Raw genomic sequence first — 15,994 nt, forward strand, 5'->3', positions numbered from 1 at the left:
ATGACATTGTATGCTGGGATCGATTGCGGTACACAAAGTACCAAAGTCGTTATCGTGGATAGCGAAAGCGCACAAATTTTGGGTGAAGGCTCTGCGCCTCACCCACTCATTAGCGAAGCATCTGGGCGCCGTGAACAGCATGCTTCTTGGTGGACAGACGCACTTGTCAGTGCGTTTCACCAAGCGCTCAATAATGCCAGTATTGATGGTAAAGAGATAGCCGCAATCGCCGTTTCAGGCCAACAACATGGTTTTGTGCCTTTGGATGCCCAAGGCAAAGTGATCGCACCGGTTAAACTGTGGTGTGATACGGAAACAACGGCAGAAAACCAAAAGATCATTGATGCTTTAGGTGGCACTGACGGTGCGTTATCTCAACTCGGACTCATGCCTCAAACAGGTTATACCATTTCTAAAATTTTATGGTTGAAAACTCACCACCCTGAACTTTGGGAACAGTTAGAGACGGTATTACTGCCACATGATTACCTCAATTTTTGGCTAACGGGCGTTCGTGTGGCTGAATTTGGTGATGCATCTGGTACTGGCCTGTTAAATATTCGTACCCGTGAATGGGATGTTCATACCATCAATCTAATTGATGATTCAGGCCGTCTACAACGAGCTTTACCTCCACTTGTCACTGCTGAAACCTGCATTGGCACCGTACTTCCTGAAATCGCCCATAAACTTGGCATTTCGAGCCAAACGAAAGTGGCATCAGGCGGGGGTGACAACATGATGGCTGCAATTGGTACTGGTAATATTATACCGGGTATCATCACCATGAGCTTAGGTACCTCTGGCACACTATTTACCTATTCGAATACACCTGTTGTCGCCGATTCAGAAATGATTGCCGGTTTCTGCTCTTCAACCAATGGTTGGCTGCCTTTGATTTGCACAATGAATGTCACATCAGCCACCACGACGATACAAAAATTTTTGAATCTTGATCTTAATGGTTTTAATCAGGCCTTAGAGCAAACAGAGCCGGGTGCTAATGGGTTACAAATACTGCCATTTTTCAATGGCGAACGTGTTCCTCAACTGCCTCTCGCTAAGGCGAGCATCCATAATATTGATAGTAATAATTTAAATGCACAAAATTTGAGCCTTGCTGTCGTAGAAAGCGCCACTTATGGTTTGCGCTTTGGCATTGATTTATTCCGTAAACAAGGGATACAAACCAACGAAATCCGCCTAACTGGTGGCGGGGCTAAAAGTGCCAAATGGCGTCAAATTGTCGCGAACATTATGAATTCCCCTGTTATTTGTGTGACTAACAGCGAAGCTGCCGCACTGGGAGCGGCTATTCAAGCTGTTTGGTGCGACACCTTAACAGAGCAAGATAATAAAACAGAATTATTAGCAAAAATTTGCCAGCGTTTCGTTCACCTTGATGAGAGCACGCTGGTCAATCCTGATAGTGAAAAAGTTTCTCGCTATGAAGCTTTATATCAAGACTATCTTTCGTTACTCCAAACTGAATATCCAGAGGTGGCTGTATGACAAACTCAGCGGGCATTCAGGCGGATGAACTTTTACATATTACTGGGGTTAAAAAATCGTTTGGGCCAGTCGTTGCGCTGAAAAATGCGCAATTTAGCCTGAAAAAAGGATCTATTCATGCTTTATGTGGCGGCAATGGCGCGGGTAAATCGACCTTTTTAAGTATCCTAATGGGGTTCATTCAGCCTGATTCAGGCGACATTTTTGTGAAAGGAAAACGGTGTCACTTTCATCAACCAAAGGATGCACTCAATGCCGGTATAGCGATTGTTCAACAAGAACTGAGTTCGATTCCTGATCTGACAATTGCAGAGAATATTTGGTTAGGTCGCGAGCCTAAAAAACTCGGTTTCGTTGATTTCAAAAAAATGAATCAACTGACGGCAGATTTAATGGCTGACCTACATTTTGATCTTTCGCCAACAGAAAAAGTGCGCAATCTCAGCGTTGCTGAACAACAATTGGTGGAAATTGCTAAAGCACTTTCTCACTCAAATGCTGACATCATCATTATGGATGAACCAACATCCGCAATAGGTGAAGAGGATGCGCAAAAAATCTTTGATGTGATTACGCGTTTAGCTCAAAAAGGCAAAGGGATTATTTATGTTTCCCACCGCCTATCCGAGATATTCCAAATCGCAGACACTTTTTCGATTTTCCGTGATGGCACATTTATCACTGAAGGGGCGATTGCCGATATTACTCGCGAACAATTAATTGAGCATATTATCGGTGGCGAATTTAAAGATGAATTCGCCAAATTCAACCAACCAACTAATGAAACTATTTTAACTGTCGAACAATTAAGTTGGCTCAATAAAATAAAAAATATCAGCCTCACCCTGAAAAAAGGCGAGATCCTTGGAATATATGGGCTGGTTGGGTCCGGCCGTAGTGAGTTTCTTGATCTTATTTTTGGTATTGAACACGCCTCATCGGGAACCATTAAAATTAATGACATCCAATTAGGGAAACACTCACCTCAAGATGCCATTAAAGCGGGCATTGCTTATGTCACTGAAGACAGGAAAGAAACAGGGTTAATGCTGGGTCGTTCAATTAACGAAAACATTAATATCGCTTCATTCTCTGATATTAGCCGAGCGAGTTTTATCAATGAAAAGAAAGAGCAAGCTCGTGCAGATGACATGATCAAACTCTTCAACATTAAAACACCAGATGCCGATCAACTTGCAGGAAATCTTAGTGGTGGTAACCAACAAAAGGTTGTCTTAGGCCGTTGGGCGCTTCTCGACCCTGAAGTGATGCTACTCGATGAACCAACCCGTGGAATCGATGTGGGAGCCAAAAAAGAAATCTATCGTTATATGTCGGAGTTCGCTTTAAAAGGCAAAGGGATCATCATGGTTTCTTCTGAACTGTCAGAAATTATCGGTATGAGCGACCGCATTATTGTATTCCGTGATGGTGAATTAGCTGGTGAGTTATCGGCAACTGAAGCAACTCAAACAGAATTAATGAAACTTGCTGTTTAATTCAGCACATTGGTTTTTATTCAAAAAATAAAGAGAAAAACTATGAATAGTACTTACTCTACGCCAACAATGGGGATGTCCTTTTTAGCCCGCAATAAGAAAAACATGCACAAGTACGGCATTATCATGGCTTTCTTTGTACTTTGCCTAATTGTTGCTGTGATAGGTGAAGTGCAAGTTGCGCGCGGCGAATGGACTAACAACTATTTTCTTAGTCAAGACAATATGTTGATTGTCTTACGCCAAATATCAATTAACGGTATCTTAGCGATTGGCATGACCTTCGTCATTATCACCGCGGGGGTTGACTTATCGGTTGGCTCAGTCCTCGCTCTGAGCGGTATTGTAGCAGCGCGTTTTGCAACCACAAATGCAGGCCTATCCATTGGCGACACCGCAAATGCCGTTATGATGCCAATGATCATCGCATTAGGCATTGGTATCATCTGTGGTCTCATTAACGGAACTATTTTAGCAAAATTCAACCTACAACCGTTTATCGTGACCATGGGGATGCTCTCCGCTGCCCGTGGCTTAACCCTATTAACTACCGACGGCAACCCCGTATCACAACTCAATAATGACTTTAGATGGTTAGGTAATGGCTATATCTTTGATATCCCCGTGCCCGTCGTCATATTAATCGTGATCTTTGCACTCGCTTGGGTATTGCTAAATAAAACAACATTTGGCCGTTATGTCTATGCGGTTGGTGGCAATCCTAAAAGTGCAAGAACATCCGGTATTAGTGTCATCAAAGTCAAAGTGCTGGTTTATACCCTGTGTGGTGCATTAGCGGGTATTGCTGGACTGATCCTTACCGCAAGAACTGGCTCTGCACAAACCAGTGCCGGAGGAGCCTATGAACTAGATGCTATCGCTGCCGTCGTTATTGGCGGAACCAGTATGTCTGGTGGCGTTGGTACACTGGTTGGCACCTTCTTTGGTGTGCTAATTATCGGCGTTATGAACAATGGATTAGATTTGTTGGGTGTCCCCTCTTATTACCAACAAATCATTAAAGGTGCGTTGATCGTCATCGCAGTTCTGCTCGACCCTTCACGTAAACAAAGACGTGACTAATTAAAACAACACTGACCCTCACTGTGAAAGGTATCATAATGAAAAAAATGACTAAAATTGCAGCTCTTACCACTGCACTATTCATGAGTAATATGGCGCTTGCAGCCAAAGAGGAGCCTGTCAAAATTGCTATTTTGATGTATGGCATGAAAGCTGAATTTGTTCAATTAATGGAAAAAGCCGCCAAAGAGCACCCTGCGGTTAAAGAGGGTGAAGCGGTGATCACCGTTTACGATGGTCGCTATGATCCGATGGTGCAAAACAACCAAGCGGAAACAGCAATTCAGACTAAAGCAGATGCTATCATCATCAACCCAATGGATTATGAAGCGAACATTGATGTCGTCACTATGGCAAATGATGCCAAAATCCCTGTGATCGTGACTAACGCACGCCTCAACACGGATAAAATGACCGCTGAAGTTGTTTCTGATGACGTTTTAGGTGGTTATATGGAAGCAAAAACCGTCCTCGATAAAATGAACTGTGAAGGTAATGTTGTGATTATCGAAGGCCCTAAAGGGGGTAGCGGTGAGATCCAACGCGGTGAAGGTAACGATAAAGCTATCGCTGAATGTGGCCCCGGAAAAATTAAAGTATTAGAACGCAAAACAGCTAACTGGTCACGTGCAGAAGCAATGCCACTCATGGAAAACTGGTTACAAAAACACCGTGGCAAAATCAACGGCGTCATCGCTCAAAACGATGAAATGGCTTTAGGTGCTATCGAAGCCATTAAAGGTGCTGGCCTTGATGTAAATAGCTTTGCTATTGCTGGTGTGGATGGTGTTTCTGATGCGATCCTAGCAGTGCAGAACGGAGAAATGGTTTCTATCCTACAAGATGCCAATGCTCAAATGCAGGGCTCGATTGATATCGCAATGAAGTCAGTCAAAGGCGACAGCTACCAACCCAAATCAGCCATTTGGAAACAATATGCTGATCAACTGCAATGGAATGACGGTAAAGATAAACGTTACCAAATCCCTTGGACTGTAGTCACAAAAGACAATGCGCAACAACTGTTAGACGCACGTAAGTAAGTTATTTTTATCGCCACTCATACTTTGGGTGGCGATATTCAGCTCACATTATGAACAATCGGTAATTTCGTTATTTCCAATTCCGCTTCCCCTATTTTCGTGCATTCGACCTTTTCCCCATCCTTATAAATAAAATAGTAACGTTTATGATCCCCTGCCTTTTTCACTAATGAATCACCATTTAAGAAATTATAAATTTTATAGTTTACATTGTGTTCGTTATAACTAATGGCCGGGTGAGAGACAATAAAGCGGCTTCCCCACTTCAATGTGCTAATTAAATAATTTGTATGTAGTACGGTCATCACTCCCCTTTCAGGGCATTTAAGATCATATTCTTTCATCGCTTGCACGGGTAAGCAAATCGCACACAACATCGCAATCGAAATCCCCTTTTTTAGCATTTTCCCTCCGTATTATTAGCTTATTAATATATTACTCGCATCACCACTCGGGTTTTTATGAAAACATTGCCTCTACACAATTGCAATATTTTTCCTGTGAAATCATAGTGCTATTCTATTTATAAATAGAAAAAATCGATATTACATATAAGAAATATAGGTCTAACAGGGAAAGGCGTTGGAAAAGAATTAGGGGCGAATAAGAGCAAAATAAAAAACGAAAATACCCTACCACCTAAATGTTGAGATGGCCTCACAGAGCGTGAGGCCATCAGTGATATTATTTATTTTTCCATATCAATGCTGTCGGCATTGACATCTTTAATATGATCCCGCGTTAAACGGTAAACAACCGGACTTAACAATAATAGAGCAATCAAGTTCGGTATCGCCATCATCGCGTTTAAGGTATCTGCAAGTAGCCAAACAAAATCAAGAGATTGGGTTGCACCAATCGGTAATGCAATAAGCCATAACACCCTAAAGACCTTAATTGCCCTCACCCCAAATAAATATTGCACACATTTTTCACCGTAAAAACTCCATCCTAGGATAGTGGTAAAAGCAAATATGGCTAACGCAACGGCAACAATATAATTCCCACCGGGGATCGCTGATTGGAAAGAAGATGCGGTTAGTGTCGCCCCTGTTTCACTTGTTAACCATCCACCAGTAATAATGATAGTAAGACCTGTTACCGAACACACGATAATGGTATCGATAAAAGTACCTAACATTGCGATCAACCCTTGGCGGATCGGGTTTTGTGTTTTTGCCGCAGCGTGAGCAATAGGTGCACTTCCCAAACCAGCCTCATTGGAAAATACGCCACGCGCAACACCAAAGCGAATTGCCGCCCATACAGCAGCACCGGCAAACCCACCCTGAGCCGCAACTGGTGTAAATGCTGAGGTAATCACTAAAGAAAATGCAGCTGGGATCTCCGTAAAATTGAGCCCTAATACCAATAAACCTGCACCAAAATAAGCCACTGTCATGAATGGTACGAGTTTCCCTGCAACATCAGAGATACGACGCAATCCACCAATTAACACAGCACCAACTAAGATTACAAGTGCCCCAGCAGTCAACCATTTATGCACGCCGAAGTTACTTTCCAGCACATCGGCAACAGAGTTCGCTTGTACAGTATTCCCAATTCCAAAACTGGCGCAAGCACCAAAAAGAGCAAATAATGTACCTAACCAAATCCATTTAGGCCCTAAACCATTTTTGATGTAATACATTGGGCCACCAACATATTGTCCATACTTATCGACTTCTCGAAAACGTACCGCAAGCACAGCTTCTGAGTACTTTGTGGCCATACCAACCAATGCCGTGATCCACATCCAAAACAGCGCGCCTGGCCCTCCCATCACCACAGCGGTGGCAACCCCTGCGATATTACCAGTACCGATTGTCGCCGATAATGCTGTCATTAACGCATTAAAAGGCGATATTTGCCCTTCACCCCTATCCTCATTTTTCTGAAACAGTAACTTAAACCCTGTACCCAATTTACGGATTGGCAAAAATGCCAATCGGAGCTGCATATAGATCCCAACACCGAGGATCCCAATCAACATGGGAACTCCCCACACAATACCGTTAAGTTCTCCTAACCAAGCTGTTATCAGTTCCATTCTGCCCTCACATAAGCTGTATTCACTTTATTCTTTATCCGTCTGTCACAATTCAATAACATTTCTGTATAAAATTTAATAAAGACGATAAATCTATTAAGTGCGAGAAAAAAATGTCTTAAATAGCAAGATAAGTTAAAGAATGTGAGTAATGTCACCTCGTTGCGATTAGAAATTAAGCTTTTGTTAGACAATATGTGAGCTTTGCTACTCAAGAGTTCAAGAGTAGCCTATTAACATTTAATGATATGAATGACAGGTTTTAACGAATATTCTTATTTTATCGGAACAATATTCAATGATTAAATTAATTTTAATTTAATCATTATTTCTCAAAACGCTATTCCATCCTATGAAAACGATTACAAATTAAATAAGATTATGTATTATTCAGTCAGTATATGCTGACGTTATATGACTATCGAATATAATGAAATTCACCCTTTCAGAAAGGATTCCACGATGATTGGCAAAATTCAGCAAACAAAACAATGGCTATGGGGATTGTTTTTCTTATTGTTCTCTATTCCCACTTTTGCGAATACACTTTCTATTCCCACGATGACCAGTCACGTCGTGGATGAAGCACATTTATTAACAACAGAACAGCGCGATAGTTTAGCTCGACGGTTAGCGCTATTTCAGCAACAAACTGGGTCGCAAATTGCCATTTTAATCGTAAAGAGTACTTCCCCATTAGATATTGAAAGCTATGCAGAAAAAGTATTCAATCAATGGAGGATTGGTCGTATAAATATTGATGACGGTGTTCTTTTACTCGTCTCTGTCAATGACCGTACAATGCGTATCGAGGTGGGTTATGGGTTAGAAGGGGCAATCAGCGATAGCCTTGCAAAGCGTATTTTAGAATATGATTTTATACCTGAATTTAAGCGCGGTAATTATGCAGGAGGTCTCAACCGTACTATTGATTCCCTAATCGCCTTAATAAAAAATGAGCCACTCCCTGACGCCAAAACTCCTAGCTTTTTTATTTCTAAACAACCTGCTCCCTTTGGTTTATTAGATGCTTCACTTGCTATCGTACTAGCGGCAAGCGCTTATATCTGGCTTTTTATCATATATCATCTTATTAAATTACATAAACTTAAGGCTGCAATTCCAATCGCTATCATTCTCTTGTTAACTGCTTACACTGGCGGCTTTAATAACCCCGCAGGTAATGGCATGAAGTTTGGAGAAGATTTTTTATATACAGAATTACCACGTTGGAGCCAATTCCTTTTTCTCAAAATACTACCCACCTGGATGGTGTTCATCCTCGCTTTCACTATGTTTGTTGCGATATTTCTACTTTTATTTTTGGCTGTTGCTATTATTTATAAAATACTTGGCCTCATTATTAAGTCAGAAAAAAAGCGTCTTTCGATTACTATTGCCTTCTTATTTACTGGTTTTATTTTTCTATTTGCACTCGTCATATCAGAAGGTGATTTTGTTATTTCATCCGTTATTTCAAGTAGTGTTGGTTGCATCATTGGCATTGGTCATTATTTTGGTTTTATCAATGTGTACATTGGTGGGAGCAATAATAATGGCCGAGGCGGCAGTAGTGGAAGCCGAGGCGGTGGCGGATTTAGCGGAGGTGGTGGCGGGAGCTCCGGTGGAGGCGGCTCTTCAGGGTCGTGGTAAATTTCCTTAAGACTACGCCATAGTAGCCATTCACGGGATACGCCTAACACGAGATTTCAAGTTAGGTTGCTAAAATAACAATTTATACCCTCTTATAACTGGCTTTTAAAAATTAAAAGCCTGTTATACTCTGAGAGGGCGATTCTTGGACACAGACTAAAGCTCCTTTATAAAAATTTCGCTATCAATAGAATGACACTTCCGTCGTACTATCTTTGATTAACTTAATGTCCTGACCATTTTCATTTATTGTTAGTTCAAAATGACACTTATGTGCAATATTTTGGCTATTGTAATCACATTTAGAGTCTACTTGTAAAATAGTCTGACCTAACACACGAATTTTCATTAACAGATCAAATGGCTTAGTGATATCTTTCCCATATGTAATAATGGTTTCAGATATTACTTTATTATCTTTGTAATATTTTATCGTTGTTGGTAGTTTAAACTCATTATAATTATTTTCGCTAAACTTTGTTTTATTATCTGCCAATACAGAGCCGATAATAATCCCTTCTTTGTTATATCGATATATCAGTTTTCCATTATTATCCTTTCTTGATAATATCGTACAGTTATTACCGATTTCCATTTCTACAGGGCCATTATTATCCCTACCAACTAATTTATTTTTAACTCTCTCAACAAAGAGATAATTATGTACACCACTGAGGTATTCATCCTTTTTTTGGTTTAAAGCAAAACTATCTATGCAGCCATCACGACCAATTTTTAACAATGACTCATAGTTAATAGACTTGTCTTTATTGTAAACGACGGACCTAATTTCTTTAACATTTCCTTTAACTGGATTAAAATCATAGAGTTGTGCCATGTTGAACACAACAGGATTATATTGTTGCTTTTGAAATGCCAAAGATTCAGAAGCGATAAAAAAAGTAATTAGCGGTGTAATTGCCAATAGGTATTTATTACTCATTTTTAATTTTATACCTCTAAACGACTTGTATGCTGTGGTTTATTTTCAATAATCATTAATTTAATTTATTATCAATATAATATTTTACATAAAAATCAGCTAGTTAATAAAAAACATTACACGTAATAATAGCATGTATGCTCCTAAATATGCTAATGGTAACCACCTAAATAAATAAGATTTATCTCATCTTTTCGAGCCATCCGATGAGCAAGCCTGAGCAAAAATTAAGCAAAAAGACACTTGAATTAGGAAAAATAACTTTTAATTATATTATACTTACGAAATATTCCAAGCACTGTAAAAATATCTTTACTCTTATAAATCCGAAGTCATAGTATGCATAGAAACAGGTACTGTTGTTAAGGTTAAATGGCTTTAATTTTCACGCCCCAGAATATTGATATAAGTAAAAATAACTATATTTTCATTTACTCACCATCAAGCGTAATAAAATAGCTTATCGCTCATCATTTAATTTGATAAAAAAATTACTACTCATTAACATAAATATTCAATGCACAATCATTATAAATCGATAACATCAGAACATGTGCAAAGTGAGATGAGTGATGATGGCATAGCGACAAAATCATCCTTTCCGTAATTCCCCGTCTTATCACACACCAATCTATATCATACGGTACTTTTTATGGTCGAAGTGATTTGCGCAGTTCAGAAGATTAGGTACCTAAATGTGAAGAAATTGCCATCACACTATTCACCTCTTTATATGGCAATATGGCGCCACCCGACGTTCATAGATGAAGAGCACACCGAGGACACGTCTTGATCGCTTATGTATCCCCTCTTTAGCTATAGAGGTGATGTTTTACAAGCAAAGGTCAAAAACAGTTATTTCAATCCATCAGTAGGATTGAAACTAGCATAAATTTATATCAATGATCCTAGTCAGTGTGGTATGTTTATATATTACGATATTGATAATTCAACAATGGAAAAGAAAAAAATATACTTTATCTATATGCCTAGCCCTATACTTGGCAGAAACCCTATACAAGGGGTAACAGGTTCCGGTATTTTCGGCGCTTTGTTTAATTTATATACCGAAGATAACTATATATTAGCCCTACAAAAAGCGATAGCACAGAAAAATTTAGACTGGCATGTTTACCGAGATGACACCGAATCAGATATAAAAAAACTTATTGAACAAGGTGCTAGACTTCTGGTCTGCGCCCCAGGTTTGAAATACATGTTTTATAGAAAAGGATTCGACAGAAAAAACATTATTTATCTCGACACTTTAGAATATGCTAATAATGTCACAACACCTGTTATAGATAGAATTGTCGAATTAGAAAATTTGCAGTGAATATACATTTATTCATCTTTATTTACGCATGTGGAAGTACCATACGCCATCTCTAAATCAACATATAAATGTACTGTTTTTTCAACAACATAAAACACCAACTCTATCAACACATTTATCATTAAGACCTTAAATTAAGGTAGTTTCTTAAGAAAATAAGAAGGAACTAGTTAAATTGAAAATACTGTTTCATTTTTTTTGAAAAACACAAAAATGCAGTTAACAGCAAACATAATGCAGTTTCCTCATACTTCCCCCAAAGTGCCCCCAACCTTTCAAGATCACTATCATAACGAATAGGACCTTCTGGGATGCTGGCCCACCCACCACTAAAATTAGAATATAAGAATGAAATAAGAAAACAAAACCATCCTAATAAGGTAAATATTCTGGCTAACCGATTTCTTTTAAATGATAAATACAAAGCAGCAACTTGAATGACTAATACTAATAACATGATTGCGTTAAAGAAGTAAGTTTCAATTTTCAAGTAAAGAGGAATGTTCATCTTGTAAACAACAAATAAAAAAGATGTGTTTTTTAACAAATAAAACAAAAATGAAGATATATTAATTATAATAATTATCTGAATTATCCATAATGAAATAGGTTTTTTCACTTAATATCCTTATCAGCTTACGAAAAATTTTAGACAAGAATACAGGATATTTAACTTACTGTCACCATTTCGTATTTCATAACTTTCTTTCATTAGTGGGCTGTAATTTTTTCATAATCTAGCTTCAATAAATGATAACTTTCATATTGAGCCAGTACATTCCTATAACATTTTAATTATCGTTATTTGACCAAAGGAGTATAAAATCAATTAGATAACCTACTGACTGGCATTCATTTAATATGTTTAAAAAAGTCGCTAGGAAAGATTTTATTCCTCTGCCCCATAGGTCATTATCAGATTACGTTTAAAAACACCAAACTTACATCATCTATAAGATAACACGAAGATATAAGTATACTCTACAAGTGACGGCTATTTGTTGTTGTAAACTTCAAGTCATGACCTATAACAGAAGCCCATGTGGTAGATTTATAAGGCCACTTCACTATAGTGACCTTTTGTTAAACTCTCTGAAAATTATTTTTGCTCGCTTTTTTCAGTAGGATCAAACGGTAGACCGTTAGCAAAAATAAAGGATAAAGCAACAATCAAAAATGTAGCGACCACGAATAATTTGTCTATCACTTTTTTCATATCGATCCCCCTAGTTTTAATCTATCAAAAATTATGACAAGTTCTATGATTTAGCAAGTAGCCTTTCATTGAGACAGCATTAAAGAAGATATATGCCAATAAGCCCGTTGTACGGGCTGTTTGACGAAAATAACTTGACGCTAAAAATGACTTAATACTTCATATGTTATTGATTGTTCTGAGCTATCAAGCACTTTAATTTTTGCGCCTTTGTATGAAATAATATTACTTTTCTTTAAATCATACTGGATATCATTATTAAAGCCTTGGTTTTCAATATTAGAACCTATTTGCCTATAGCCTATATTTACAGAGTCACCATTTTTCCCATTGAAAATTAATGCTTCTTCAAAGGAATTTCCTGCAGGATTACTTAATTTCACCTTATCAAATTTAGCCTTATCGCTACAGATAAAGACATTAAATTCGGTGACAACACATAGCTCATGACTCTCTTTTTTTACTAATAATGAAGTCCATGGTTGCCCAATAACTTCAACGACCACACTACCAGAATCATTCGTATTCGTAGGCATATAAAAATCACCTTTATCGCTTTCCCCTACCTTTTTAAAGGTTCCTGGCGTCACTTTATAGGCTAAATCTATCTGAGTTGAATCGAGCACTTTGATCCCATCAATCTCACTAATTACTCCATCCCTTACTAAGGGTTGCCCAATACTTATCGTGTTTACAGTTCCTATTTTTGGCTCGCTCACCTTATGTGAAGAAGGGGTATAGTTATATTCCGTAACTGCGCATCCCGATAAGGCAACCATACAAACACATAAGACTGATAATTTTCTCATTTAACTAAATACCTATATGGACAGAATAATAAAATATTTTACATACCGAATGTTACATTTATTAATAATGACCAACAAGTTATTGTCGAGTAACAGTAAAATGCGATTATCTTTTACCACCTGGTTATTCTTAATATTGCAGTTAATCGATGATTTTACCCCACTCTTTCATAGCAAAATTCCATTTATGTTAATTAATATACCGACAAACAATATGATGAAAGAGGTGAGTGACGCTGATATTGAGTTAAACGTTCGTTGTGCTAGCTAATATTGCACCTCTCCCATAAATCGAGATGCTTTATATGTTACTTTAGCTGCACAAGTCCGAGCATTTTAGTTTTTACAAGCTTTCTTCCTAAAAAGATGATAGAAAGGGTTTCTGTCACAAGAATAAAAGGCTTGATGGTCAGAGAAAGCATTTAGCTGTCTGTGGCATTGAAAAATATCTGGGTATATTGGGGCTGATGGTTGCTTTGAAAATATTGGTACTTTTCCGAGCTACCGCAACGTCTATGTAATCTATTTTATATTTTAGGCACGACACAAAAGCGACCATGCCCAACCTCACATTGAAGATATCCAACCTATTAACGATACACAAAACGTATAGAACCTATTTATTACACAGGAGCAGTTAATGCAAAACGAGGCAACATACTCGGTTGAGCACGGCGTCAAGGTATACCTTGTGAACTCATTTACCCAGAATAATTCTGGCGGTAATCCTGCTGGGGTGGTTCTCAATCCCCCAAACCTAAGCATTGCACAAAAAATAGCTATCGCACGTCAAGTTGGTTTTTCCGAGACTGCATTTGTCTATACTGGCAAGGAGACGGATTTTGAAGTGGATTTTTTCACATCGGAAGGGGAAGTCGATTTTTGCGGGCATGCAACACTAGCCGTTTTTTTCACTCTAGCCTCACTTAATTTGCTTACACCAGGCTCTTATACACAAAAAACCAAAGCTGGTATTCTAAACGTAACCGTCAGTCCTGACAGTATCGTCATGGATCAAGCTTTACCTATCACGCGGCATGGGCCTGATGTTGAAGATATCGCCGCTGCCATCGGTATACGGCCCGAGGCTATTACAGGAACTGGCTTTCCCATTGAAATCATTTCAACAGGTTTGCCTGATATCATCATTCCCGTGCAGGCTGGCCAATTAGATATTCTGCACCCCGATCATGACGCTATCGCAAACTTAAGTCGTGAATTCGGTACTATTGGTTTCCATGTCTTTGAGCTGAGCCACCATGCCCCCATCACAGCCCACTGCCGAAATTTTGCCCCTCTATATGGCATAGATGAAGAATCGGCAACTGGCAGTGCCAGCGGCGCGCTAGGGTGCTATTTGGTCAATCATGTCTTACCTAATGAAACTCACTTTCTGTTAGAGCAAGGGCGAGCAATGGGCTGTTCTTCGATGATCCAAGTGACGATTGATAGACAAGCACAGGCGATTCGTCGTGTTAGAGTTGGAGGGCAAGCCACGATGATTGGTACAAGAGTAATTAGTATTTAATCAAGCACATCACAATTATCGTCCAAGTAAACCGTCGATAACGTTTTGCACTAATGGAGAAACAGCCATAGGCATTTCCACTCATTACCAATTAAATTCAGGTATTAATAGATTTGAGCGATTATAATAAAATGAATCCCTAACAAAAACTGCCACCACTAAGACTAGGGTATTTATACATATGTAGGATTGTAAGATAAATATTTTTACATATGACGAGCTTTTTCTATACTGAGTTTTGACAGTTTTTTTACTTTACAGGTGCATAAATTAAGGAACCACATATGACAATACTAGTTACAGCTCAAGAGCAAATTATCGTGGGGCAGGAAAAAGTAATCGAAAGCTTGGCCCCTGAAGGTACATTTGCAGCTGTATTTGAAGATGATGGAGAAACAGGATACTTCTATGCGCTAGATGAATCTGCTGACGGCAACCCAATTCAGGACGCCCTCCATATTTACAATGTAGAGGATATTTCAGATAGAAACATTCCATCTGATGTCAAAATTGGCTGGTCAGAAGATAGTCTTAAGTGCGTTCTGTTAATTAATAATTACCCACATGGTATATTTAATTTTGAGACTAAAAATGGGTATTGTCGTAGTGGTTTTCCGCCACCAACAAATCATAAATGGTCTATTTTAGGACACGAATGGAATGATACTGTTCATGATTTTTTTAAGTAACGCGTCTGGCATTTTTTAGTTATTACTTTTTAAAAAACGATATCTCAACTGTCCACTTCCCCTAAAATAAGATAGCTATAATTAGAGTTTCTGCCCAAAAATTACAGAAGCCGTTATGAAAACGTTCGTTTTACTGAAACGCAAATTGTCAGCAACTAGAAAACTCTAAATGGGTGTGTCTCAATTAGTAGGGAGTGGACACATAGTCTTTACGCATGGATTAAAAAATCTAGCCAGACTCTTCGCAATATCAAATTATATCTATTGAAAGTGATGACATTCTGCGACTTAAAAAAGAGTTACAAAGAGTCACTAAAAAGCAGGATACATTAAAAAAGCCGCGTTGTACTTTGCAAGTCAATCCGACTTAAATATGCCTTTATTAAAGCCAACCAACATACTTTAATGAGTACGGACTACGCTTGTCACTCTCAGCCTGAATAGTCATTGTGGCCATAACTTTACCTGTAGCTGTTTTAACTCTCTCAGGGGATTTTATTACCGTTCCTGATGTGGTGATTCTGGTTGATTTCGCATTTCTCATTTTTGATTTACTCACCTTCATACCATCATAGTAAATGCTGTATAACTTGCTTTAATTTGAAACCGAAGATGTACCTACTGCATACTCAT

At 38.6% G+C, this 15,994-nt stretch carries 13 protein-coding genes and 1 pseudogene; 9 read left to right on the plus strand and 5 right to left on the minus strand.

Going from position 1 to position 15,994, the window contains the following annotated elements; all coding sequences use genetic code 11:
* From xylB to I3B46_RS14715, 4 genes are all read left to right on the plus strand, one after another.
* Positions 1-1,512 (plus strand): xylulokinase, encoded by a 1,512-nt coding sequence (xylB, locus tag I3B46_RS14700; protein ID WP_004918297.1) that lies wholly within the window; start codon positions 1-3, stop codon positions 1,510-1,512.
* Positions 1,509-3,011: a sugar ABC transporter ATP-binding protein gene (locus I3B46_RS14705; protein WP_004918294.1), complete on the plus strand. Its 1,503-nt coding sequence runs from the start codon at positions 1,509-1,511 to the stop codon at positions 3,009-3,011. The genes xylB and I3B46_RS14705 overlap by 4 nt, the downstream gene beginning before the upstream one ends.
* A 69-nt stretch (positions 3,012-3,080) precedes the next feature.
* Entirely contained in the window at positions 3,081-4,094 is a 1,014-nt protein-coding gene (locus I3B46_RS14710; protein WP_004918292.1) for an ABC transporter permease, read from the plus strand.
* Between the two features lie 83 nt (positions 4,095-4,177).
* Positions 4,178-5,137 (plus strand): substrate-binding domain-containing protein, encoded by a 960-nt coding sequence (locus I3B46_RS14715; protein ID WP_376738367.1) that lies wholly within the window; start codon positions 4,178-4,180, stop codon positions 5,135-5,137.
* Between the two features lie 38 nt (positions 5,138-5,175).
* Here the strand turns inward: I3B46_RS14715 and I3B46_RS14720 are convergent, their stop codons facing one another.
* Together I3B46_RS14720 and I3B46_RS14725 are read right to left on the minus strand one after the other, a co-directional pair.
* Positions 5,176-5,541, minus strand: coding sequence for a hypothetical protein (locus tag I3B46_RS14720; protein ID WP_004918288.1), 366 nt, complete (start codon positions 5,539-5,541; stop codon positions 5,176-5,178).
* Between the two features lie 284 nt (positions 5,542-5,825).
* Complete coding sequence (locus tag I3B46_RS14725) at positions 5,826-7,187, minus strand: alanine/glycine:cation symporter family protein (protein WP_004918286.1); 1,362 nt, start codon at positions 7,185-7,187, stop codon at positions 5,826-5,828.
* Between the two features lie 462 nt (positions 7,188-7,649).
* Here I3B46_RS14725 and I3B46_RS14730 point away from each other — a divergent pair, with 462 nt between their 5' ends.
* Entirely contained in the window at positions 7,650-8,840 is a 1,191-nt protein-coding gene (locus I3B46_RS14730) for a TPM domain-containing protein (protein ID WP_042116439.1), read from the plus strand.
* Positions 8,841-9,024: 184 nt separating this feature from the next.
* Here I3B46_RS14730 and I3B46_RS14735 read toward each other — a convergent pair whose 3' ends face one another.
* A complete protein-coding gene (locus I3B46_RS14735; RefSeq protein WP_004918281.1) occupies positions 9,025-9,783 on the minus strand; it encodes a YnfC family lipoprotein in 759 nt (252 codons plus the stop codon).
* A gap of 955 nt (positions 9,784-10,738) precedes the next feature.
* Between I3B46_RS14735 and I3B46_RS14740 the strand changes: the two genes are divergently transcribed.
* Positions 10,739-11,119 carry a nitrogen fixation protein NifS gene (locus tag I3B46_RS14740; RefSeq protein WP_071886628.1) on the plus strand — a complete coding sequence of 127 codons (381 nt, stop codon included), beginning with the start codon at positions 10,739-10,741 and terminating at the stop codon, positions 11,117-11,119.
* A 166-nt stretch (positions 11,120-11,285) separates the two neighbouring features.
* Here I3B46_RS14740 and I3B46_RS14745 read toward each other — a convergent pair whose 3' ends face one another.
* The gene (locus I3B46_RS14745) at positions 11,286-11,738 is read right to left on the minus strand and encodes a hypothetical protein (RefSeq protein ID WP_088498581.1); all 453 of its coding nucleotides are present in this window, start codon (positions 11,736-11,738) and stop codon (positions 11,286-11,288) included.
* 737 nt (positions 11,739-12,475) lie between these two features.
* Entirely contained in the window at positions 12,476-13,144 is a 669-nt protein-coding gene (locus I3B46_RS14750; RefSeq protein ID WP_014657981.1) for a hypothetical protein, read from the minus strand.
* 640 nt (positions 13,145-13,784) lie between these two features.
* On the opposite strand from I3B46_RS14750, the gene I3B46_RS14755 reads away from it, so the two are divergent.
* From I3B46_RS14755 to I3B46_RS22735, 3 genes and pseudogenes are all read left to right on the plus strand, one after another.
* Positions 13,785-14,672, plus strand: coding sequence for a PhzF family phenazine biosynthesis protein (locus I3B46_RS14755; RefSeq protein ID WP_004918271.1), 888 nt, complete (start codon positions 13,785-13,787; stop codon positions 14,670-14,672).
* Positions 14,673-14,956: 284 nt separating this feature from the next.
* Positions 14,957-15,361, plus strand: coding sequence for a DUF2251 domain-containing protein (locus I3B46_RS14760; RefSeq protein ID WP_036943657.1), 405 nt, complete (start codon positions 14,957-14,959; stop codon positions 15,359-15,361).
* Positions 15,362-15,559: 198 nt separating this feature from the next.
* Positions 15,560-15,760, plus strand: a pseudogene (locus tag I3B46_RS22735) (IS3 family transposase); the annotation flags it as partial.
* Between the last annotated feature and the right edge of the window lie 234 nt (positions 15,761-15,994).

The organism is Providencia sp. 2.29 (assembly GCF_015832305.1).
Taxonomy (GTDB): Bacteria; Pseudomonadota; Gammaproteobacteria; order Enterobacterales; family Enterobacteriaceae; genus Providencia; species Providencia stuartii.

Excerpts from the sequence above, each read along its gene's own strand:
- xylB (WP_004918297.1), top strand. The coding sequence starts at position 1 with ATGACATTGTATGCTGGGATCGATTGCGGTACACAAAGTACCAAAGTC.
- I3B46_RS14705 (WP_004918294.1), top strand. The coding sequence starts at position 1,509 with ATGACAAACTCAGCGGGCATTCAGGCGGATGAACTTTTACATATTACT.
- I3B46_RS14710 (WP_004918292.1), top strand. The coding sequence starts at position 3,081 with ATGGGGATGTCCTTTTTAGCCCGCAATAAGAAAAACATGCACAAGTAC.
- I3B46_RS14715 (WP_376738367.1), top strand. The coding sequence starts at position 4,178 with ATGAGTAATATGGCGCTTGCAGCCAAAGAGGAGCCTGTCAAAATTGCT.
- I3B46_RS14720 (WP_004918288.1), bottom strand. The coding sequence starts at position 5,541 with ATGCTAAAAAAGGGGATTTCGATTGCGATGTTGTGTGCGATTTGCTTA.
- I3B46_RS14725 (WP_004918286.1), bottom strand. The coding sequence starts at position 7,187 with ATGGAACTGATAACAGCTTGGTTAGGAGAACTTAACGGTATTGTGTGG.
- I3B46_RS14730 (WP_042116439.1), top strand. The coding sequence starts at position 7,650 with ATGATTGGCAAAATTCAGCAAACAAAACAATGGCTATGGGGATTGTTT.
- I3B46_RS14735 (WP_004918281.1), bottom strand. The coding sequence starts at position 9,783 with ATGAGTAATAAATACCTATTGGCAATTACACCGCTAATTACTTTTTTT.
- I3B46_RS14740 (WP_071886628.1), top strand. The coding sequence starts at position 10,739 with ATGGAAAAGAAAAAAATATACTTTATCTATATGCCTAGCCCTATACTT.
- I3B46_RS14750 (WP_014657981.1), bottom strand. The coding sequence starts at position 13,144 with ATGAGAAAATTATCAGTCTTATGTGTTTGTATGGTTGCCTTATCGGGA.
- I3B46_RS14755 (WP_004918271.1), top strand. The coding sequence starts at position 13,785 with ATGCAAAACGAGGCAACATACTCGGTTGAGCACGGCGTCAAGGTATAC.
- I3B46_RS14760 (WP_036943657.1), top strand. The coding sequence starts at position 14,957 with ATGACAATACTAGTTACAGCTCAAGAGCAAATTATCGTGGGGCAGGAA.